General features: G+C 34.4%; 15 protein-coding genes and 1 tRNA gene. 8 read left to right on the top strand and 8 right to left on the bottom strand.

The window, feature by feature from the left end:
* Position 1: 1 nt before the first annotated feature.
* From FEF17_RS04475 to FEF17_RS04465, 3 genes are all read right to left on the bottom strand, one after another.
* On the bottom strand, positions 2–310 hold the full coding sequence (locus FEF17_RS04475) for a helix-turn-helix domain-containing protein (protein ID WP_139001157.1): 309 nt from the start codon (positions 308–310) through the stop codon (positions 2–4).
* A gap of 306 nt (positions 311–616) precedes the next feature.
* Positions 617–1,291: a hypothetical protein gene (locus FEF17_RS04470; protein WP_139001156.1), complete on the bottom strand. Its 675-nt coding sequence runs from the start codon at positions 1,289–1,291 to the stop codon at positions 617–619.
* A 57-nt stretch (positions 1,292–1,348) separates the two neighbouring features.
* Positions 1,349–2,266 (bottom strand): tyrosine-type recombinase/integrase, encoded by a 918-nt coding sequence (locus tag FEF17_RS04465; RefSeq protein WP_139001155.1) that lies wholly within the window; start codon positions 2,264–2,266, stop codon positions 1,349–1,351.
* Positions 2,267–2,348: 82 nt separating this feature from the next.
* Here FEF17_RS04465 and FEF17_RS04460 point away from each other — a divergent pair, with 82 nt between their 5' ends.
* Complete coding sequence (locus tag FEF17_RS04460) at positions 2,349–2,744, top strand: hypothetical protein (protein WP_139001154.1); 396 nt, start codon at positions 2,349–2,351, stop codon at positions 2,742–2,744.
* Positions 2,745–2,905: 161 nt separating this feature from the next.
* Positions 2,906–2,979, top strand: a tRNA-Ala gene (locus tag FEF17_RS04455).
* A gap of 59 nt (positions 2,980–3,038) precedes the next feature.
* On the opposite strand, the gene FEF17_RS14395 is transcribed toward FEF17_RS04455, so the two are convergent.
* The 3 genes from FEF17_RS14395 to FEF17_RS04445 are packed head-to-tail and all read right to left on the bottom strand — an operon-like array spanning position 3,039 to position 7,880.
* Entirely contained in the window at positions 3,039–4,715 is a 1,677-nt protein-coding gene (locus FEF17_RS14395) for a glycerol-3-phosphate dehydrogenase/oxidase (RefSeq protein WP_170180961.1), read from the bottom strand.
* A 10-nt stretch (positions 4,716–4,725) separates the two neighbouring features.
* On the bottom strand, positions 4,726–6,207 hold the full coding sequence (gene glpK, locus FEF17_RS14390; RefSeq protein WP_170180960.1) for a glycerol kinase GlpK: 1,482 nt from the start codon (positions 6,205–6,207) through the stop codon (positions 4,726–4,728).
* Between the two features lie 17 nt (positions 6,208–6,224).
* Entirely contained in the window at positions 6,225–7,880 is a 1,656-nt protein-coding gene (locus FEF17_RS04445) for a solute:sodium symporter family transporter (protein ID WP_139001153.1), read from the bottom strand.
* Between the two features lie 288 nt (positions 7,881–8,168).
* On the opposite strand from FEF17_RS04445, the gene FEF17_RS04440 reads away from it, so the two are divergent.
* The 3 genes from FEF17_RS04440 to FEF17_RS04430 are packed head-to-tail and all read left to right on the top strand — an operon-like array spanning position 8,169 to position 14,261.
* Positions 8,169–11,417 (top strand): DUF1553 domain-containing protein, encoded by a 3,249-nt coding sequence (locus FEF17_RS04440; RefSeq protein WP_139001152.1) that lies wholly within the window; start codon positions 8,169–8,171, stop codon positions 11,415–11,417.
* Position 11,418: 1 nt separating this feature from the next.
* The gene (locus FEF17_RS04435) at positions 11,419–12,849 is read left to right on the top strand and encodes a DUF1501 domain-containing protein (RefSeq protein ID WP_139001151.1); all 1,431 of its coding nucleotides are present in this window, start codon (positions 11,419–11,421) and stop codon (positions 12,847–12,849) included.
* On the top strand, positions 12,849–14,261 hold the full coding sequence (locus FEF17_RS04430; RefSeq protein ID WP_139001150.1) for a c-type cytochrome domain-containing protein: 1,413 nt from the start codon (positions 12,849–12,851) through the stop codon (positions 14,259–14,261). The genes FEF17_RS04435 and FEF17_RS04430 overlap by 1 nt, the downstream gene beginning before the upstream one ends.
* A gap of 6 nt (positions 14,262–14,267) precedes the next feature.
* Here FEF17_RS04430 and FEF17_RS04425 read toward each other — a convergent pair whose 3' ends face one another.
* Complete coding sequence (locus tag FEF17_RS04425) at positions 14,268–15,833, bottom strand: FG-GAP repeat domain-containing protein (RefSeq protein ID WP_139001149.1); 1,566 nt, start codon at positions 15,831–15,833, stop codon at positions 14,268–14,270.
* 264 nt (positions 15,834–16,097) lie between these two features.
* On the opposite strand from FEF17_RS04425, the gene pgmB reads away from it, so the two are divergent.
* The 3 genes from pgmB to FEF17_RS04410 all read left to right on the top strand — a co-directional run bounded on the left by pgmB (position 16,098) and on the right by FEF17_RS04410 (position 20,973).
* Positions 16,098–16,760 (top strand): beta-phosphoglucomutase, encoded by a 663-nt coding sequence (gene pgmB / locus FEF17_RS04420; protein ID WP_139001148.1) that lies wholly within the window; start codon positions 16,098–16,100, stop codon positions 16,758–16,760.
* Positions 16,761–16,765: 5 nt separating this feature from the next.
* Positions 16,766–19,072: a glycoside hydrolase family 65 protein gene (locus FEF17_RS04415; RefSeq protein ID WP_139001147.1), complete on the top strand. Its 2,307-nt coding sequence runs from the start codon at positions 16,766–16,768 to the stop codon at positions 19,070–19,072.
* A 113-nt stretch (positions 19,073–19,185) separates the two neighbouring features.
* Positions 19,186–20,973 (top strand): alpha-amylase family glycosyl hydrolase, encoded by a 1,788-nt coding sequence (locus FEF17_RS04410; RefSeq protein WP_246046782.1) that lies wholly within the window; start codon positions 19,186–19,188, stop codon positions 20,971–20,973.
* On the opposite strand, the gene FEF17_RS04405 is transcribed toward FEF17_RS04410, so the two are convergent.
* Positions 20,954–21,802 (bottom strand): alpha/beta hydrolase family protein, encoded by an 849-nt coding sequence (locus FEF17_RS04405; protein WP_139001146.1) that lies wholly within the window; start codon positions 21,800–21,802, stop codon positions 20,954–20,956. The two genes, FEF17_RS04410 and FEF17_RS04405, sit on opposite strands and share 20 nt — an antisense overlap.

Raw genomic sequence — 21,802 nt, 5'->3', positions numbered from 1 at the left:
ATTATTTTTGTGCTCTGTGGTATTTGATTTTTTCTTCAGCGACTTTAAGTATTTCATGAGTATTACTCTCTTCCATTATTTGAGAAGCCACCTGATCACTTAATAAAATCAGTTTTAGAGATTTTTCAGTGACATTAAAAATTTCAGCAATTTTGGGTAGTTGAGAACAATTTGCCAATCTCTCACCTCGTTCAATTTTACTTAAGGTTGATTGATCTATATCCAATTCTGCAGCAATCTTTCTCAAGGGTGAACCTTGATCTTCCCGTAGAGATTTTAAATGTTCTCCAAAAGTTTTTTGCACACTCATAACAGACGTTTTTTGTCTAGACATTATTTGTCCAAATATAGTGATTTTATTCTATTCAGAGAGTGATTTGGTGATTAAGCTCTTTTGGTTTTTTTAGGGTCGGATTATGTGATGGCAAAAACCAAATGTGCTTAATGTGCGGTTGGTTTTTACGCAATGGCATACAACGGTCTAGTATAACTGTCTGTTACGAGTTAATATGCGTTAATTTTCGGTTTGGTATAGACTTTAGCAATTCCGAGTGGATTCGGATGTGGTCGAATCCGCCGTAATTGCGGTTATACATTGTTGTGCATTGGCTCTTATTCAATTCTGTAGTTTTAAGTTTTTGGTATTAATTTTTCCGCTACTAATTTCCACATCATTAACTCTGTAAAAAAGTTTACCATCTCTTAAATTTAGGCCTGCTCGTACAACTCCTTCATATCCTTCACTAAAAAGAGCTACAATATAAAAAAAGCTCGTTTCCTTTGTGTTGATAGTTTTTTGTAACGAAACTTGTTTTAGAAATATGCTATCCAAAACAGCTTCCAAATCAGATAGTCCATAATCTGACAATGACATTTTATCAATATTCATTTCCTCTTTTGGAAGAAATATTTTGAAATAGTCTGTTGGTGAGGATTGAAGCTCGAATGAAGAGGAAGGAATCTCAATGGATAGTTCAAAGGAATTATCTGTTTCATTAATTATTTGAGTCCAAAAAATACGATAATTATAGTTCTCTCCATTAGGGTCAGTATATTTCATTCCTCCCTTTGGTAAACCATTCCGTATTATCAATTTCTTACCTGTCTCAGCATATTCATATTCAGTATCAATAAACTTTGTATAGTTGACGGTTTCCAATTTTTGGTTTTTGACACTATGTGTTGATTCCAGTTTAGTTGTATCAACTAAATCAGGTGTTGACTTATTTGCTCGTTTACAGGAAAGAAGTCCTACAATCGCAATTGTTGATATGATAATACTTTTCTTCATTTTTTCCGAATCGGTCAAGCTTGTGCACAACTATTCAATAAACGTATTTTATTGCGTTTATTCCCTATTTCCAAATGTAGCGAATTTTCCTATCTTTTCGAAAGGACTCTCAATGTTCATCAGATTAGTTGTGCTAACATGAGTGTATATTTCAGTAGTCTTAGAGCTGTTATGTCCTAACAGTTTTTGAATATATCTTAAATTGGTTCCATTATCTAATAAATGTGTAGCAAAGGAGTGTCTTAACGTATGTACAGTAGCTGGTACATTAACTCCAGCTTTCTTCTTGGAACGATTAAACACCTGTCTAATACTGGATACGCTGTATTGTTTTCCATAGCTCCCCTCAAATAGCCATTGTTTTGGTTTGTAAAGTTTGTAATAAGCTCTTAATTCCACCAATAAAGTAGGAGATAATAATGTAATTCTATCTTTCTTCCCTTTGGCATTTCTCACCCATACACGCATATTGGAAGAATCAATATCTTCCACCTTCAAATTAATGCATTCCGATATTCTTAGTCCGCAACCATATATGACTGAAAGTATAGTTTTATGCTTTATGTTTCCAATAACACCTAATATCCTTGATACCTCATTTAAAGATAATACATTGGGTAGAGTCTTCGCTTTTCTAGGTCTACAGAAATCATAAGTTATTTTAGGCAGATTCAACACTTTCTCTATGTAAAATTTAATGGCGTTTATGCTTTGATTCTGGTAAGATGAGGATACACCATGCTTTGTTACTAATTCTTTATGATAATGCATAATATGGGCTGTGGTGACCTGATGTAGAGGCATTGGGTGTATGTGTTCAAGAAACTTTTTAAACATGTGCACGTAGGTCTTAATAGTGTTCTGGCTGTAATTCTTTAAGATTAACTTTTGAAGCAATAAATCCATTGCCATTTGATAATCTGGTTTAGTACCAATGGTATTCATTGATGATGTAATTAATAGTCTTGTTCCCATAGTTTAAAGATGGAGCTTTATAATATTAAATCCGTATATTTAGACGTTTATATACGTATATAAACGTCTAAAAAGAAGTATTATGCAAATGAAGTTTTGTTTAGCCTGTAATAAAGAACTTATAGGAAGAACTGATAAAAAATTTTGTGATGCTCAGTGTAGAAGTACTCATCATAATAAGAACAGACCTTTACATGAGATATTTATTCAGAGAACAAATAGTACGCTAAGAAGAAACAGAACTTTGTTAGCGCATTTTAGTCCAAGTGGAAAGACCACAGTGGAAAAAGAAATATTATTTAAATCTGGATATAGCTTCGATGTATTCACCCATATTTACACTTTTAAAAGTGGAACATATTATTTCTGCTATGATTATGGTTTTCTCCCTGTGAAAGATGATAATGGTATTGAAAAAATGCTGATAGTTCAAAAGCAAGACTATATGGAAAACTTAACATTTAATCCTTGGTCATAACTATTCCTTTATGATAAATAATCCATTTTGGTGGTGGGTTTTGGTGGTGGGTTTTTGCGCTAAAATGTATACATTTGCATCCAAATGCTGCTAAATGGATACACTGGAAATATCATTTAAAAGCATTCATATCCTTGTAAACACAATGTTTACATCCAATTGGGGATGTAGCTCAGTTGGCTAGAGCGCTTGACTGGCAGTCAAGAGGTCGTCGGTTCGAGCCCGATCTTCTCCACAAAAAGCAACATCGTGAGGTGTTGCTTTTTGTATTTTTAAAAAAAAGCGATAAAGAAATTAGATAAACTCTGTATTGTAATAGGTTGTGGCATCTTGGATTAAAAGATTTAGATTTTTCTCTTCTGAAGCCAAACGTTCTGCATCCCAATTTAAATAATTTGCACAGTCTTTTGAAATGATTTTTACATACTTTTTTACACTTGGAATGTCGAAATACAATCTCCCCGTACGACGCACAAAAAAGTCAGTCAAACTATTTGTCATTTCGTAATGAATGCAAAACCAGAGTTCAGCACGAATCAGCTTTTCTAAAGCATCTTTATTATCAAATTGATTTGATTTTTCTATGATGATTTCAGCCTTCTTTCCATAGGTAGAGCATAGATACCAAGCATGATAACTTTCAGAAATTCCTTTTGAAAGAAGGGTTGCCTCCAATTCATTTTGATAGACATTTACAGCATGCGAATTTTCAAGAGGTGGAGAAACCAGCGGAATTATTTCAGTAGACGATTTATTAAGATGCTCCTTATGCTTATTTTTCATGGTTTTTAGAACAGCTTCCATCACACGCTGTGCCATGCGTCTGTAACCTGTTAACTTTCCACCAGCAATAGAAATTAATCCGCTTTCTGATATAAAAAGCTCGTCCTTTCTTGATAATTCTGATGGGTCTTTGTCCTCTTCATGAATCAAAGGCCTTAATCCGGCCCAATTGGATTCTATATCGTCAATATTTAAATTTACCTGTGGGAATGTACTATTGATAGCGTTTAAAAGGTATTCGGCATCTTCTTTTGTAGCTACAACACGTTCTAAATTCCCTGAATAATTCGTATCGGTAGTTCCTACGTATGTTATGCGGCCTCTTGGAATAGCGAAAATCATTCTTTCGTCATGGACATCAAAATAAAGTGGCTGTTTTACGGGTAGTTTTTCATAAGGAAATACAATATGAACACCTTTTGTAAGATGTAAATATTTGTTATTCATAGATTGGTCTTTGGTGCGTAATGTATCGACCCAAGGACCAGCCGCAGATACGTAATTTCTAGCTTTTATTTTGAAAATATCACCAGTATTACCGTCTTTACAATTAAGACTTTTAATTTTGGAATCGTCGTTATAATTAAAAGATTTCATTTCACAATAATTGATAACGTTAGCACCATAGGACACGGCTTTTTTTAATATTTCAATAGTCAAACGTGCATCATCGGTTCTGTATTCTGCGTAAAGGCCACTACCTAAAACTACATCTTTATTTAGTAAAGGTTCTTTCTCAAGTGTTTGGTCTTTATCTAACATTTGCCGCCTATCATCCCCTTGTACATCGGCCAGAAAATCATAGACTTTTAGTCCGATAGATGTCATCATTTTCCCGTAGGTACCACCTTCCACTAAAGGTAAAAGCATCTTTTCTGGAATGACTAAATGCGGTGCTAATTTATGAACAATTGCACGTTCTGAACCTGATTCCCGTACTAGGCCAATTTCAAATTGTTTTAGATAACGTAGGCCTCCATGAATTAATTTTGTAGACTTATTACTGGTACCAGAAGCAAAATCGTTCTTTTCCACCAAGCAAACATTAAGACCTCTCGAGGCTGCGTCCAACGCTATTCCAGCACCAGTAACACCACCTCCAATGATGGCTAAATCAAACTTTTGTGTTTGTAAATTTTCAATTTGTTCGGCTCTTTTTAAAACCGAAAACTCAACTGGTTTCTCCATAACGAGCATCTTAATTTCCTTTTGTTCGCTTTATGGCTTTCTTCCATCCTTTATAACTTTTCTTTCGTGTTTTCTCATCCATATTTGGACTAAACACGGTGTCTATTTTTCTAATTATAGAAATATCATTTTTTGTCCAAATACCTGCTTTTATACCTGCTAGCAGTGCAGCTCCGAATGCTGTAACCTCAATCATTTTTGGGCGGTCTACATTCACATTTAATAAATCTGATTGGAATTGCATTAAATAATTATTTGCTGTGGCTCCACCATCTACTTTTAAAGTGCTAATCTTTTCGCCACAATCTTTTTCCATGGCACCAATCACATCTTTGGTTTGGTAGGCCAAAGCGTTAACGGTCGCTTTAATCAAGTGTTCTCGACCTGTGTCTAAGGTCAAACCAAACACACTCCCTTTGGCTTTTCCATCCCAATGTGGTGCTCCTAAACCAGCAAAAGCAGGAACAACATAAACGTTTTTAAGTGGCGGAATACTGTTGCAAATAGCTTCGGTTTCGCTGGCATTATCAATTACTTTCATTCTATCTCTTAACCATTGAATAGAAGCGCCACCAGCAAAAACACTGCCCTCTAAAGCGTAATTTATGGGTTCGTTTTCTAAACTACAAGTTAACGTAGTTAATAATCCTTTCTTTGATTTTACATGTTTCGCACCAGTATTTGAAAGGATGAAACAGCCAGTTCCGTAGGTGCTTTTGGCAATACCGGCTTCAAACCCTCCTTGTCCGAATAAGGAAGCTTGTTGGTCTCCGGCAACCCCGTAAATGGGGATTTTTATGCCCTTATAATCAATCGTTCCAAAATCAGAAGATGAGGTTTGTACTTTTGGGAGTAGTGATTGAGGGATATTCAATGCCTTGAGCAATTTTTTGTCCCATTCTAATGTTTTGATGTTATAGATTAATGTTCTGGATGCATTGGTATGGTCCGTAACATGTTTTGTGCCATTGGTAAATTTATAAATCAACCAGCTATCGATAGTACCAAACATTAATTGTCCTGCTTTTGCTTTTTCTTGCGCACCTTCTACATTATCTAAAATCCATTTAAGTTTGGTTCCTGAGAAATAAGAATCAATTACTAAACCTGTATTCTTTTTTATGTAACCCGCAAGACTCTTGGCTTCTAAATCCTTGCAAATACCAGTTGTTCTTTTATCTAACCAAACAATGGCTTTATGAATCGGTTTTCCTGTTTTCCTGTCCCAAACCACAGTGGTTTCACGCTGGTTTGTAATGCCCACCGAAGCAATTTCTTTTGGGTCAATCCCTGAATGGGAAACGGCTTGCATAAAAGTCTCCAACTGGTCATTATAAATCTCTAAAGCATCATGCTCTACCCAACCCGATTGAGGATAATATTGATTCAATTCTTTTTGAGAAATTGAAACAATATTGCCCTTTACATCAAAAACAATGGTTCTGGTACTTGTGGTACCTTGGTCGAATGCTATGACGTATTTCTTAACCATGTTTTCTTGGATTTTATTTAAAAAATTAAATAAGTACTTAATACCAAAAGGGTAATTGCTAATCCAATAATTTTAGCATATTTCCAGGGTGTGATGTCTATTTCCTTAGTAACTTTTGGGGTGTATTCATTTTTGTTGGGATAAAGTCTCCCTATTAGTAACATAAATCCAACATTTATGACAAATAATATCCCCATAATATGTAAAAAGTGAGGATAGGCTTTTGCTTTAATAATTCCTAATTCCTTTGTGTCTTTAATACCGTTAATTGCAGCTTCTGCTAAAGCTGTTTCTATAAATTGTGGTGCTAATATAAACTGACTGATTAAATACATTAATACCCCCACAGTAAGCACTATTTTTGCACCAATTTCCGGAACATTCTTAGTCGCCATACCTACCACTACAACCGACAAAATGGGTACGCTTAAACTTCCTAAAGATTCTTGAATGTATGAAAAGAGTCCGTCTGGAGCGTTAGCTATAAAAGGGGCAATAATCATGGAAATGAGTGCTAAGAATACTCCAAAAACTTTTCCTGCTTTCACCATTTTCTTTTCTGAAGCATTATTATCAAAATATTGACGGTATAAATCCACACCAAATAAGGTAGAGCTACTATTTAATAAACTATTAAACGAACTTAAAATTGCTCCAAATAGAACTGCTGCGAAAAATCCAAGAAAAGCTCCCGGAAGCACTTTTCTTACAAGTGATGGATAGGCTGCATCTGCATTTTCTAAATCGCTTCCAAATACATGCCACGCAATAACACCAGGTAATACCACAATCACTGGAATAAGAAATTTTACAAAACTCGCGAGTATCATCCCTTTTTGCCCTTCAGCTAAACTCTTTGCTCCAAACACGCGCTGCAATATAGACTGGTTTGTTCCCCAATAATACATTTGGGCAATCATCATTCCTGTAAAAATGGTTCCAAATGGGATAAAAGAATCTACCTCTCCTTTTACCTTAAATTTTTCTGGATTTTGATTCCATAATTCACTTAAACCATCTGAAATACTTCCATCTCCAATGAGCATTAAACCAAAAACAGGGATTAATAATCCGCCGATTAATAAACCAATTGCATTCACTAAATCTGAAACGGCTACGGCTTTTAAACCTCCAAAAATCGCATAAATAGAACCAATAATTCCTATTGACCAAACACAAATCCAAATAACAGTAGATTGAGGTATGTCTAAAGTATTTGGTAAATCGAACATGGTACTAAATGCTAACGATCCTGAATACAGAATAGTGGGCAGTAACACGACTCCAAAAGCAACTAAAAATAAAAGTGATAAAATAGATTTAGTTTGCGCATCAAAACGCTCTTGGATAAACTCGGGAATGGTTGTAATTCCTGAGCGCATATATTTTGGAAGCAAATAAATAGCTGTGACAATCATAGAGATGGCTGCCAATGTTTCCCAGGCCATTACTAAAATACCTTGTGCGAAAGATTGTCCATTTAAACCAACAATTTGTTCAGCAGAGAGATTAGTTAACAATAATGATCCCGCGATAGTAATAGCTCCTAGACTTCTACCTCCAAGGTAGTAACCATCGGCCGAACTTTCATCGGTTTTTCTTGTAGCGTACCATGCTATTACAGCTACTAATAAGGTAAAGCCTAAAAATGAAAAAATTGATAATGCATCCATATTATTTTTGTTTATAAACTAGATCTATTTGGAGAGAATGAATTTATCGTACGCCCTAAGAATAGCTTTTTATTAGTATGTTTTCGTAGTTAAATATAATGTAAAAGTAGCTCTATTTAAAATTATAGGGTATAAGCTATAAAGTCTTTGAAATTGCGTGGTATTTAAAATTAATTCATATCTTTCTAGAAACCAATTAATCAACCTTTGAGAGTAGTATTCTTTTATATTTCGGATTTTTTTAGCGCAATAAAGCTGCGGCATGGAGTATATTATCTCTTGCTAATATTGTCTTCATGTTCTGGTTCTTTATCTGAAGAAATAAAGAATGAATATGCTACTTTGCCCGAAAATGTTGATTACAATTTTCACATTAAACCCATTCTTTCAGACCGCTGTTATAATTGTCATGGGCCAGACCCACAAACACGAAAAGCAGGTTTAAGGCTGGACAATGAATATGATGCATTTAGTAAATTAAGGTCTGGAAATCATGCTTTTGTAAGAGGCAGTCTAGGGAAAAGTGAGGTGATTAACCGATTAGTTTCTACTAATCCAGATAAGGTTATGCCTCCTCCAGATTCTGATTTAACCATGTCACCTAGAGAGGTTGCAATGATTGCCAAGTGGATTGAGCAAGGTTCAGAGTGGAAGGAGCATTGGTCTTTTTTTGCGCTTAATGACCCAGAGATTCCAAATATCGAAAATGACTGGCAAAGAGTTAATGAGATTGACGGTTTTATTCAAAACACTTTAATTCAGCAAGGCTTAACCCCTTCAGATGTTGCCGATAAAGAACTTCTTATTAAGCGTGTCACTATGGATCTTACAGGTTTACCACCTTCAATTGATGAAATTGATACTTTTCTTAACGACATTTCACCGCAAGCTTACGAAAACTTGGTAGATCGATTATTAAATAGTGATGCCTATGCCGAAAGAATGGCAATGGAATGGATGGATGTCGCGCGATATTCAGATTCTCATGGTATTTCTTTTGATGGCTATCGTACCTCGTGGCCTTATCGCGATTGGCTTATTCAAGCTTTCAAGAAAAATATGCCTTATGATGAATTTATAACACATCAACTTGCTGGAGATTTAATTGAAAACGCAAATGATAGTTCTAAAATAGCAACAGCTTTTTTAAGGTTGAATCCTTTAGAAGCCTCTGCAGGCTCTATCCCAGAGGAGTTTAGAATTGAATATGTGAATGAAAGAACAGGTGTTACAGGGACAGCATTACTTGGATTGACAGTTGAATGCGCGAAATGCCATGATCATAAATTTGATCCTATTGCACAGAAAGAGTTTTATCAATTATCAGCCTTTTTCAATACCACAGAAGAGTATGGTCTTGCGCCTACCGATGCAGATCGGGCACCAACCTTATTACTATTAAATGAAAATGAAAAATCTCAGATAGATGCGTTTGTGAATGCTTTAGAAAAGGATGAAAAACGAATGCAGAATCTAATTAATGACAAAAAGTTAACCAGCACTTATAAAAAACCGTTAAACAATGAACCCGTTTTAGGACACATAGGTTCTTACGCTTTTAATAGTATTAAGCCTTATAAGAAGGAAATTAAGATTCCAAAGAAGAAGGAGGACAAAAAAAAGAAGAAGAAAAAAGATAAAAAGAAAGAGGAGACTGAAAAACCTAAAAAACAGTTTAAAGAGCTGCAAATGCTCGATAACAATAAAAATGCAGAAGCCAATTTAAAAGTAACTCTTACCAATGGGAAATATGGAAAAGCGGCTTTATTTAATGAGGAGTATGATTATATACTGCTTCAAAAAACAGGAGAGTTTAATCATTATGATGCCTTCTCGATTAGCTCTTGGGTAAATACCAAGTTAGATTCGATTGGTCCATCTCAAACGATTATGGGAAATACTGGTCACGTTTTTCAATATCATCGTGGTTGGGAGGTTGCGCTGGACTCAATGAAGCGAGTAAATGTGAGACTCATTCATAGATTGCCAGACGAAATAATATCGATAAGTAGTATAGAGCCTATAAAGCATGATGAATGGCAACATGTAGGTTTTACTTATGATGGTAGTAAAAAAGCAAATGGGATTCAGATTTTTATCAATGGTAAAAAAGTAGAAACCGAAACACATTTCGATCAGTTAAAAAGATCAATTATTCCAATTAATAACAATATGGAGCCAGATTCAATTCCTATTATTGTTGGGAAAAGCTATAGAAAGTGGATGGGAGATATTGGTATTTTTAAAGGGGCAATTGATGAGGTTAAAATCTATGACCGTCAATTATCTCAGTGGGAAATGGGGCTCTTAGGAGAAGCAGAGATTGATAAAGACGCACCAGATATTAAATATGAACATTGGGCGTTGCACGATTTTGCGATTAAAAAGGAGCGTGAAAAAATAAAAGGTCTCCGAAAAAGTATTTCTATTGTTCTAGATAGTGTTAATGAGTTAATGGTCATGGAAGAAATGAAAAACCCAAGAAAAACCTATGTTCTTGATAAAGGATTATATGACCAGTACTTAGACGAAGTCCAACCTGGAGGTATTAATAAAGTACTTCCATATACCGATAATTTACCAAAAAACAGACTAGGGTTAGCGCAATGGCTTTTAGATCCTAAAAACCCCCTCGTTTCTCGAGTTGCTGTGAACAGATATTGGCAAATGATTTTTGGAAAAGGAATTGTTAAAACAGCGGAAGATTTTGGCAGTCAAGGAGCGCGACCAAGCCATCCAGAATTGTTGGATTGGCTGGCTAAGGACTTTATGAATCACAACTGGGATATAAAAAGAACCATAAAGCAAATGGTTATGTCTCATACTTACAAGCAAGCATCCTATTGTTCAGAAAAAAATAAGCTTAAAGATCCAGAAAACATGTATTTGGCAAGAAGCTCATCTTATAGGTGGCCTGCTGAAATGATAAGAGATAATGCACTTAAGGCAAGCGGACTGTTGGTTCAGGAAATTGGAGGGCCAAGTGTAAAACCTTATCAACCAGAAGGTCTATGGAAAGAAGTTTTTATGGCGTCAAAGAAATTGGCCAAATATGAGCCCGATACAGGTGATAATTTATACCGAAGAAGTCTTTATACCTATTCTAGACGTTTTGCACCTAATCCTTTTATGATAAATTTTGATGCAACGTCAAGAGAAATTTGTACTATAAGAAGAAATATTACAAGCACACCTTTGCAAGCATTGTCGCTTCTAAATGACCCCCAAATTGTTGAAGCTTCTAGAGTGTTATCTGAAAAAGTTCAAAAGAAGCACCCTGATTCTGTTGAAAAACAAATTGAAGATGCCTTTAGATTATCAACTGGACTGAAACCTGACACAAAACAATTAGGTATTTTAAATGAATACTACCAAAAATCAATGGCTAGCTTTTTACAAGACCCCAAAAAAGCAGATTCATTGCTTACTGTTGGAAGTAAACCGTTTGATTTAGAGCTTTCAAAAGAAAAAACTGCTGCTATGACTTTGGTTGTAAATACCATATTAAATTCCGATCAATCATACATGAAAAGATAATATGAAAGACCATCACCATCATCATCATAAACCGATAAGTCGAAAGGATTTTTTGTCAAAAGCAACATTGGGTCTTGGTGCCATTTCCATGGCATCGTTAATAAACCCTCTTAATGCTTTTGGATCTACATTTGGGTCTTTAAAAGGGCCACATTTTGCACCGAAAGCAAAAAGAGTGATATTTCTTAATATGATTGGAGCGCCCTCTCAGCTAGATTTATTTGATTACAAGCCTGTCCTTACTAAAATGCACGGTCAAGAATTACCAGATAGTGTGATGGGAAATCGTGTTACAGGAACCGTGGCGAAGCAAGCAACAAAACCGGTTGTACGACCTTTGTATAATTTCAAGCAACACGGGAATAGTGGTATGTGGATGAGTGATTTATTACCACATATGTCTCAAATAACAGATGAAATATGCATGATAAATTCCATGTACACAGAATCTGTACAACATGAGCCAGCACAGATGTTTACTCATACTGGTTCCGAAATTCCAGGACGTCCAACTATTGGATCTTGGGTAAGTTATGGACTTGGATCGGAGAATGAAAACTTACCTAATTTTATTGCTCTCATGACCAAAGGGAATGAGGGTGGTTCAACACGTTTGTTATCTAGCGGATTTTTACCTGCTGAATATCAAGGGGTTCAATTTAGAAGCGGAAAAGATCCTGTTTTATATTTGAGTAACCCACCAGGAGTAACAGGAGATATTAGAAGAGAACAGTTAGACTACCTTCAAAAGTTACAAAATCAGAATTATGATAACTTAGATGATGCATCCATAAAATCTAAAATGGCTCAATATGAAATGGCCTTTAGAATGCAAACATCCGTTCCTGAAGTTATGAATATTGAAAACGAACCTGAGTATATTTACGAGTTATATGGCGAAGACAGTAAAAAACCTGGCACGTTTGCAAGCAATTGTCTTTTAGCACGGCGATTAGCGGAGAAAGGGGTTAGGTTTATTCAACTATATCATGGAGGCTGGGATCACCATAGTAATTTACCAAAACAAATACCAAAAAGATGTCAAGAAGTCGATCAAGCTTCAGCGGCACTAATTATGGATTTAAAGCAGCGCGGATTACTTGAAGACACCTTGGTAGTTTGGGGTGGTGAGTTTGGAAGAACTAGCTTTTCACAAGGACAGCTTACCAAGGATAATTTTGGAAGAGACCACCACCCAGATGCCTATACAATGCTAATGGCAGGTGCTGGTGTTAAAAAAGGATTAACCTATGGAGCTACTGATGATTTTGGCTATCATATAACTAAGAACAAGGTTCATGTTCATGATCTTAATGCTACAATTTTGCATCTTTTAGGTTTAGATCACGAAAAATTAAACTATAAATACCAAGGGCGAAGATTTCGTTTAACAGATGTACACGGAAATTTGGTTAAAGATATTTTGAGTTAATGAATTGGGATATCTTTATTGGCCGTTTTCATCCTTTATTAGTGCATTTGCCTATCGGGATATTTATTCTAGGCTACCTTTTCGAGGTATTGCTTCGTTTTGGTTTTAAAAAGTTGATTGGTTCTAGAAAAACAATCGTATTAACATATTCTCTTGGTTTTTTCTTCGGTTTGTTAGCGGCTTTAACAGGCTGGTTATTATCATTTAGCAATGATTATGGTTTGGATAGTTTAAGCAACCATAAAAATATGGGATTCGTAGCCCTCGTGGTTATGTTACTTGTAATTATTTATCAAATTAAAGGAGCAAAAACCAATGCCAAATTAAAACTTTCAGGCTCTACTTTAGCAATTATTTTAATTTCTATTACAGGACATTTGGGTGGAAATTTAACTCATGGTGATTCTTATTTAACAAAGTATGGGCCAAATTTTTTTAAATCGAATAGTAATTATTTGATCGGTGATTTTACTGATGCCAACACAGATTCATTATATATTTATCCAAGCATTATTAAGCCTATTCTTCTTAATAAATGCTTTGCTTGTCATAATTCAAAAGATTATCAAGGCGGATTAAATCTTGATAATTTCGGTAATTTATTTAAAGAAGCTAATCATAGCACCCCTATTGTTGCTGGAGATCCTGATAAAAGCGAGTTACTAAGACGGTTAAGTTTACCTAAGGATGATGAAAAATTTATGCCGCCTAGAGAAGATGGATTTAATTATACTGACATTCAGGTTTTAAGATATTGGATTGAAAATGGAGCGGATAGCTTAACTAAGTTCAATTCTGAAACCATGAGTAAAGAATTAATTGCGTTGTTAAATAGGGATTATGGATTGGACTTTAGGGTAAAGCCTTATTATGAAAAAGTGAAAAGTGATAGTCTTGATGTAGATCTTTTTCGGGAAGTTCAAAATTCTAAATTTCGAATCAGCTATTTAGGAGAAAATAATTATTTACTTGATGTAGAATTTAAAGGAGACTCAATTACTAAAGAACAAATTCACGTATTGAATAAAGTTTCAAATCAAATTACATTTTTAAAGCTATCAAGTTCTAAATTATCAGCACACTTAATAAAGGAAATGAATGAATTCCCTCATTTAACAAGAGTAGATTTAAGTAAAAACAGTCTAGATAGCACAACAACAACAAGTTTTCTTTTAGAACACCCAAACTTAGAGTCCATTAACTTGAACAATAATGATATTGATAAAGCTGCTCTGGAACAAATACTCGAATTAGACAATCTATTAAGAGTTTATATTTGGAACACTAGAATAACTGAAGAAGAAAAATCTAGTTTATCTGAAAATTACTCTAACGTAGATATTATCTCCGAGTTCAAATTTGATAAAGTCACTAAGGCTAAGTCAGTTTTCGAGCAACAAAATGAGGAATAAATATTTTTAGATTAATTGCTTACAGGTTTTATTCCCAGAATAATCTGTTGCGCAAATACTAATATCTTTAGAGTCATATTTAATATCGACGCTAGTAGCCCATAAATTTTCGCCATACCATACCATAGGAATTGGTTCATTTGAGCCTTTTACAAAAACTAAAACTGATTCCCAATCTTCTGGCATATTAGGACTTTTATTATTGTGTATTCTTGCCATTATTGTTTTAATATTTTTCTTGTGATTTTCAATGATTCGAAAGTGAGAGATAATTGGAGAAGCTGAGTCGGGATTAATATCTTTCCCAATAAAAATTCTCTCTTCAATACCTTTTTTTCCTTCTCCTTGCCCCATAATGATATCTAATTTTTTGTCATTATTTATGTCTCCTAACACCATAGATAGGGTAAGGGGTGTTGGATTACCAAAAAGTACGGGTTGTTTGAGCGAAAACTTTCCATTTCCGTCGTTTAGCAATAAACGATCTTCACCTGTTAAGGAACTAATTAGAAAATCTGGATCTCCGTCCGAATCAAAATCTAAGAAAACAATATTATTATCATCTTCACCGATATTATCCTCATCTGACCATAGTTCATGTGTGAGATCTTCAAATCGTTTACCTTCTTTGTTTAAAAAGATATGTTCACGTCGAGAAAACGATTTACCTCCAACAATTTCACCATCATTAACTGTTATTAAATCCAGGAAACCATCATTGTTTATATCCATGACTTCAAAATCATAATTGTTTGTATAAGCTGGGAGTAATCTTTTATCCTTAAAGGCTCCTTTTCCATCATTTACAAATATTCTACTTGTTGCACATCGCTTGCATGAAATGGCTATATCCAAATCAAAATCATTATCAAAATCAATAAATTCTAAATCCCATGAAAATTGGATAAGAATTTCGGGCATGTGAGTTTCAGTAACATCAGTGAATTTACCAGTTCCATCATTTATCCATAGCATTGTTCTTCCTCCAGAATTATTCATGTTAGTTCCTTCGCCCCAATCAGATAGTACAATATCCAAATTCCCATCGAAGTCCACATCTCCCAACTCCATATCTCCAATACTAGCTTTTATTTTTGGAAAATGAGTTGCTGTGACGTTCTTGAAATTTCCATTGCCAGTACCAAGGTAAAGCTGACTTTGGGTTTGGTAAGTAGTGCCTAAAATTATATCTGGGATGCTATCATTATTAATATCTCTAACTTTAATCACACGAGATAAGAACTTATTTTGTGCAAAGATATTCTCAGTAATTTCCTCAAATTTGGTATCGATTCCTTTGTTAATAAATACTCGAATTGATTCAGGTGCTCCTGGTTCTGAGTAATTTCCACCATTGGCACACAGTATGTCTATTCTGCCATCACCGTTTATATCGGCAACTTCTACTCTATTGGTCCATTCTGCAGTCTCAGGGAGATATGTATCAGTTTTGTCAACCCAATACGCTTTTGTTGAAGAAGAATTCACCGTGGGTTGTTTTGGAGACACCTCTTTACAATTAGTAAAGACAAGTGCAATTAAAAAAATATATAGTAAATGGATGTTTCTCATATGTTTTTAGTAGCTGTAATGTGATTCATGTAAGTTAAATAAAATTAGTTAGTTTTATAAGAAAAGAGACTTCATAAAAACGTTATCATTAAAATCATATTTTTCATCACTATTATTAATACAAAACTTGCTAATAACGAAAACGTTTTCGGGTCCTTTTTTCTCAGTTTTTTACAAAAATTAGCAAAATTATCGTCTCTTTTTCTTTGGTTTGATAGTTTTCAAAACTTCAGAAGGAATTTTTCAAAATAGATTAACAAATTAATGAACAAAATAGGTGTTATATTCGATTTAGACGGAGTTATAGTAGATACTGCCAAATATCATTTTCTAGCTTGGAAAGACCTTGCAGGTCAATTAGGTTTTGAGTTCTGCGAAGCCCAAAATGAATTATTAAAGGGTGTTAGTCGCGTTAGGTCTTTAGAAATATTATTAGGTATTGGAAAGGTGGAACTTACTGAAGCACAAAAGCAAGAATATCTAATTAGCAAAAATGAACACTATTTAGAGTATATACATAAAATGGGGCCAGAAGAAATTCTTCCAGGAGCCATTGAATTACTTGATAAACTCGATGAATTAGGGATAAAGTATGTATTAGGATCTGCCAGTAAAAATGCACCATTAATTTTAAAACAGGTCAATTTATTAAGCAGGTTTTCAGGTATAGTTGATGGAAACAGTGTTTCAACGGCAAAACCAGATCCAGAGGTATTTTTGATTGGAGCTCAAAAATTAAATCTTAAGCCAGAACAGTGTGTGGTTTTTGAAGATGCTATTGCCGGAGTTGAAGCCGCAAATAGAGCAGCAATGCTTTCTATTGGTATTGGAGATAAGATAACACTAAAAGAAGCCGATTTTAATTTTAATAATTTAACCGAAATCCCAGAGAATTTTTTCTCTGAAATGGTTTTGGGAAAAATATAAGAATAATGAACCAAGATTATATTAAACCAGACAGCTGGTCTATCATAGAAGAGGGATTTGACCCAAGCCGTGTGAAATCTTCTGAAAGTTTGTTTAGCATTGGTAACGGCGCCATGGGGCAGCGTGCTAATTTTGAGGAGCACTATTCAGGCGATACATTTCAAGGAAGTTATATTGCAGGAGTGTATTACCCCGATAAAACTCGCGTTGGTTGGTGGAAAAATGGTTATCCAGAGTATTTTGCTAAAGTACTTAATGCGCCAAATTGGATTGGAATTAATGTTTTTATCAATGGAGAGCAATTAGATTTAAATTCCTGTAAATCACTTTATAATTTCCAAAGAGAGTTAAACATGAAAGAGGGTTGGTTGTCTAGAAGTTTTAGGGCGACATTAGAGAATGACGTTCAAGTTGAGGTTTACGTAAAGCGTTTTTTAAGTTTAGAATTGGATGAAGTTGGTGCTATTAATTATGAAGTTACGCCCTTGAATTATGATGCGGAAATTACGTTTCAACCCTATTTGGATTCTGGAATAACAAATGAGGACACTAATTGGGATGATAAGTTTTGGGACACTACTAATGTGAGCCATACTAACAATCAAGCTTTTATTGAAGCCAGAACAATGAAAACGAATTTCCATACCTGTACGTTTATGGAATCCAAAGTTTTTATTTCTAATAAACCCATTTTAGTTGAACACAATGTTAAGGCAGACTCAAATCGTGTGTCGTTCAATTATTCGTATCCTGTAAAAAAAGGCGACACTTATAGTATTCAAAAATTTGGAGGCTATACTGTTGATAGAAATCATGACAAATCAGAGTTAATAGAAGCTGCAAAGCGCATCTTAAAAACGGCCAGTGGAATAGGATTTTCACAAATGTTAAAGAATCAAAAGACAGCTTGGGCAAACATTTGGGAAATGGCAGACATTACTATTGATGGTGATGAAAAGGCACAGCAAGGGATTCGTTTTAATATTTTTCAATTAAATCAAACCTATTTAGGTAAAGATTCAAGATTAAATATCGGGCCAAAAGGTTTTACTGGGGAGAAATATGGAGGGAGCACCTATTGGGATACGGAAGCGTATTGTATCCCATTTTATATGGCAACTAAAGATCAAAAAGTAGCCAGAACTTTGTTAGAGTATCGCTACTATCATTTAGAGAAAGCGATTGAAAATGCTGAGAAATTAGGTTTTAAAAAAGGAGCAGCATTATATCCAATGGTCACTATGAATGGCGAAGAATGTCACAATGAATGGGAAATCACCTTTGAAGAAATTCATAGAAATGGTGCTATAGCTTTTGCTATTTATAACTACTATCGATTTACAGGAGATTATAGTTATATTCCTGAAAAGGGATTGGAAGTTTTGATTGGAATCGCTCGATTTTGGGAGCAGCGAGCAACTTATTCGAATGATAAAAATAAGTATGTTATTCTTGGTGTAACAGGGCCAAATGAGTATGAAAACAATGTAAATAATAATTGGTACACTAATTATTTAGCGAAGTGGTGTATTAATTATACTATAGAACAAATTGAAAAAGTTAAAGCGGAATTTTCGTCTGACTATTCAAGAATTACTAAAAAAGTAAATCTTACAGATAAAGAATTATCACTTTGGAAAACGGTTTCAGATAACATGTATTTTCCTTTTTCAGAGAAGTATCAAGTTTATTTACAACAAGATGGCTTTTTAGATAAGGAGTTGATTTCGGTTGCAGATTTGTCAAAAACACATAGGCCAATAAACCAGAAATGGAGTTGGGATAGAATATTGCGATCTCCCTATATTAAGCAAGCAGATGTGTTGCAAGGGTTTTACTTTTTTGAAGATCATTTCTCAAACGAAGAGTTAGAAAAACACTTTGATTTTTACGAACCATTTACAGTTCACGAAAGTTCATTGTCCCCTTGTGTTCATAGTATACAAGCGGCAAAGTTGGATAGAATGGAACAGGCTTACACTTTTTATTTAAGAACCTCAAGATTAGATTTAGACGATTACAATCATGAAGTGCATGAAGGTTTGCATATCACCTCTATGGCTGGAACTTGGATGAGTATTGTTGAAGGATTTGGCGGTTTGCGAGTTAAAGATAATAAGTTATCTTTTGCACCAAAAATCCCAAATCAATGGAAAGAGTACTCGTTTAAAGTGAATTTTAGAAGCCATATAATTAAAATAAATGTAAGTCATGATAAAATTACATTTATATTAGATGGAAAAGATTCTTTAGATGTAATGGTGAATAATAAAAATATAAAGATAGAACCCAATAGTGTAGTTACGGTGTAGATAAGAATGCTACAAGTTTTAACAGAATGATGAAAAATCTCCTTTTAATAGTGCTAATTATAAGCGGTTCAAGTTGTTCGAAAGAAAAGAAAACCCCTGAATTAAATTCAAATATGATAAAGATTACTCAGAAAAAATATGTGGTTTATCAAGTATTCACTCGTTTATTTGGAAATACAAATACAACTAATAAACCTTGGGGAACAATTGAAGAGAATGGAGTTGGGAAATTTAACGATTTTACCGAGAAAGCTCTGAAAGAAATCAAAGATTTAGGTATAAGTCATATTTGGTATACCGGAGTACCGCATCATGCTGTAATTAATGATTATACAGAATATGGCATCTCGAATGACGACCCAGATGTTGTAAAAGGACGTGCGGGTTCTCCATATGCTGTAAAGGATTATTACAACGTAAATCCAGACTTGGCAGTTAATGTTAGCAAAAGATTACAAGAGTTTGAGGCTCTAATTTTACGTACCCACCAAGCAGGCATGAAAGTAATTATTGATATCGTACCAAATCATGTAGCTAGAGATTATAAAAGTATATCCAAACCAAAGGGGGTTAAAGACTTTGGTGAAGATGATAATACTAAGATAAGTTACGATAAAGACAATAATTTTTACTACATCCAAAATGAGATATTTAAAGTTCCGGAGTGGAGAAACGGGTATTCTCCTTTAGGAAATGAAGAATATTTTCTTAAGGATAATAAATTTAAGGAGGAACCAGCGAAATGGACTGGAAATGGCTCAAGATTAGCTCAACCAGACATGAACGATTGGTATGAAACGGTAAAGGTTAATTATGGGGTTTCGCCAGAAGGGAATAAACATTTTGAGGTGCTCCCAGAAGGGTATGAAAATGAAGATTTTAAAAGCCATTTTGAGTTTTGGAAAGACAAGGATATTCCTGATTCTTGGATTAAATTTAGAGATATTGCTCTGTATTGGCTAGATAAAGGTGTAGATGGTTTCCGATATGATATGGCAGAAATGGTTCCAGTCGAATTTTGGAGTTATATGAACTCATCAATTAAGATGAAAAACCCAGAAGCCTTTTTATTAGCAGAAGTTTATAATCCATCTCTTTATAGAGATTATATTAAAAAAGGGAAGATGGATTATCTCTATGACAAAGTACAGTTATATGATACCATAAAACATATTATGCAGGGACATGGTAAAACGGATAATATACCACCGATTCTTGAATATTTAAAAGATATAGAGCATCACATGCTTCATTTTTTAGAAAACCATGATGAGCAACGTATATCAAGTTCTGAGTTTGCTGGAAATGCAGATAAAGGTATGCCAGCCATGGTTGTTTCAGCAACTTCATCAACAGCTCCTACTATGATTTATTTTGGACAAGAAGTTGGTGAAGATGGATCTGAAAATGCGGGTTTTGGTTTACCAACTAGGACCTCTATTTTCGATTACATAGGAGTTCCAGCCCATCAGAGATGGATTAATAATGCACAATTTGATGGCGGTCAATTAACCAATGAAGAAAGGAATTTGAGAGATTTTTATAAAAGGCTTTTAAATTTCACTATTAGCAGCAGTGCATTAGTTGGCGAGTATCAAGACATTCATCTATATAATAGAGAAAATACGGAAGGCTACTATGATAAAGTGTTGTCTTTTGTGCGTTGGAGCGTAGATGAAAAACTCATAATTGTTTCAAATTTTGATGATACAAATGCTTTTGAATTTGATTTAAAAATTCCAAGTAGCCTTATTCAGAAATGGGAATTAATTACGGGAGAGTATACCTTTGAAGATCAATTATACAAGCAATTTAAATCAGTATTAAAAGTTCAAAATGAAATAGGGATGGTAGACATTAAATTAAAACCGTTGGAATCCTTTATTCTGAAGCTGAAATAAAATTAACCATTATTTGAATGGCTTCATTTAACTGATGCGGAATATAATTTTCTACCCAAGGATGTTTGGCACCAAAAACATGATCTGCACCATCAATAATTTCTAGCTGGCTTTTTGGATTCCATTTATGAAGGTTACAAGCTTCTTTAATTAAAACACTTGTATCGCCTTCGCCATGAATAATGAGATATGGTATTTTTAAATTAGTTACTGCGCGTTTTATTGTTAGCCGTTTTTCATTTGCGATAAAATCTTCATAGAATTGATAAAAGTGTGGCATCTGTTGTTTGGTACGGCCATTTAAAACATACTTAACACCATCTTTTTTCCATTGATCTAAGTCTCCTGTTGTTGAGGTTCGTTGGCCATAACTTGAAACCCCAGCAAGACTTATAACTTTTTTAATACGATTATCTTCTTCAGCTTTTATGGTAACGATGCCTCCGCCTCTGCTATGACCAATTAAGGATATATTAGACAAATCTCCTTCGGTTTTAAAAATTGTATTATCATAAACCCAATCAATTATGGTTTCTAAATCGTCTAGTTCTTTGGTATAGTTGTTATTTCCGAAAGCTTCTAAATCTGGAAAATCTATGGGTTGCTTAATAGTTCCACCATTGTGTGAAAAATTAAATTTTATAAATAAAAAACCAGCTTCAGAAAATGCTTTTCCCATTAAGTCCCATGCGCCCCAATCTTTAAAACCTTTATAGCCATGACAGAAAACAACAATTGGCTTTCGTGTGCTATTTTCGTCATAGAACACATCGGTAAGTATTGGTCTATCATGTTTTCCTTCAATAATTAGGTTTTTTGAAAAGGGCAT

It is taken from the genome of Hyunsoonleella aestuarii, assembly GCF_006148925.1.
Lineage (GTDB): Bacteria > Bacteroidota > Bacteroidia > Flavobacteriales > Flavobacteriaceae > Algibacter_D > Algibacter_D aestuarii.
The sequence above is the reverse complement of the archived record's forward strand: the minus strand, read 5'-3'. Positions and strand labels throughout refer to the sequence as shown.

Bases quoted from the DNA above. Each gene is read 5' to 3' on its own strand.
- FEF17_RS04405 (WP_139001146.1), bottom strand. From the start codon at position 21,802: ATGCCCTTTTCAAAAAACCTAATTATTGAAGGAAAACATGATAGACCA.
- FEF17_RS04460 (WP_139001154.1), top strand. From the start codon at position 2,349: ATGCAAATGAAGTTTTGTTTAGCCTGTAATAAAGAACTTATAGGAAGA.
- FEF17_RS04425 (WP_139001149.1), bottom strand. From the start codon at position 15,833: ATGAGAAACATCCATTTACTATATATTTTTTTAATTGCACTTGTCTTT.
- FEF17_RS04465 (WP_139001155.1), bottom strand. From the start codon at position 2,266: ATGGGAACAAGACTATTAATTACATCATCAATGAATACCATTGGTACT.
- pgmB (WP_139001148.1), top strand. From the start codon at position 16,098: ATGAACAAAATAGGTGTTATATTCGATTTAGACGGAGTTATAGTAGAT.
- FEF17_RS04475 (WP_139001157.1), bottom strand. From the start codon at position 310: ATGAGTGTGCAAAAAACTTTTGGAGAACATTTAAAATCTCTACGGGAA.
- FEF17_RS04435 (WP_139001151.1), top strand. From the start codon at position 11,419: ATGAAAGACCATCACCATCATCATCATAAACCGATAAGTCGAAAGGAT.
- glpK (WP_170180960.1), bottom strand. From the start codon at position 6,207: ATGGTTAAGAAATACGTCATAGCATTCGACCAAGGTACCACAAGTACC.
- FEF17_RS04415 (WP_139001147.1), top strand. From the start codon at position 16,766: ATGAACCAAGATTATATTAAACCAGACAGCTGGTCTATCATAGAAGAG.
- FEF17_RS04430 (WP_139001150.1), top strand. From the start codon at position 12,849: ATGAATTGGGATATCTTTATTGGCCGTTTTCATCCTTTATTAGTGCAT.
- FEF17_RS14395 (WP_170180961.1), bottom strand. From the start codon at position 4,715: ATGGAGAAACCAGTTGAGTTTTCGGTTTTAAAAAGAGCCGAACAAATT.
- FEF17_RS04470 (WP_139001156.1), bottom strand. From the start codon at position 1,291: ATGAAGAAAAGTATTATCATATCAACAATTGCGATTGTAGGACTTCTT.
- FEF17_RS04445 (WP_139001153.1), bottom strand. From the start codon at position 7,880: ATGGATGCATTATCAATTTTTTCATTTTTAGGCTTTACCTTATTAGTA.
- FEF17_RS04410 (WP_246046782.1), top strand. From the start codon at position 19,186: ATGATAAAGATTACTCAGAAAAAATATGTGGTTTATCAAGTATTCACT.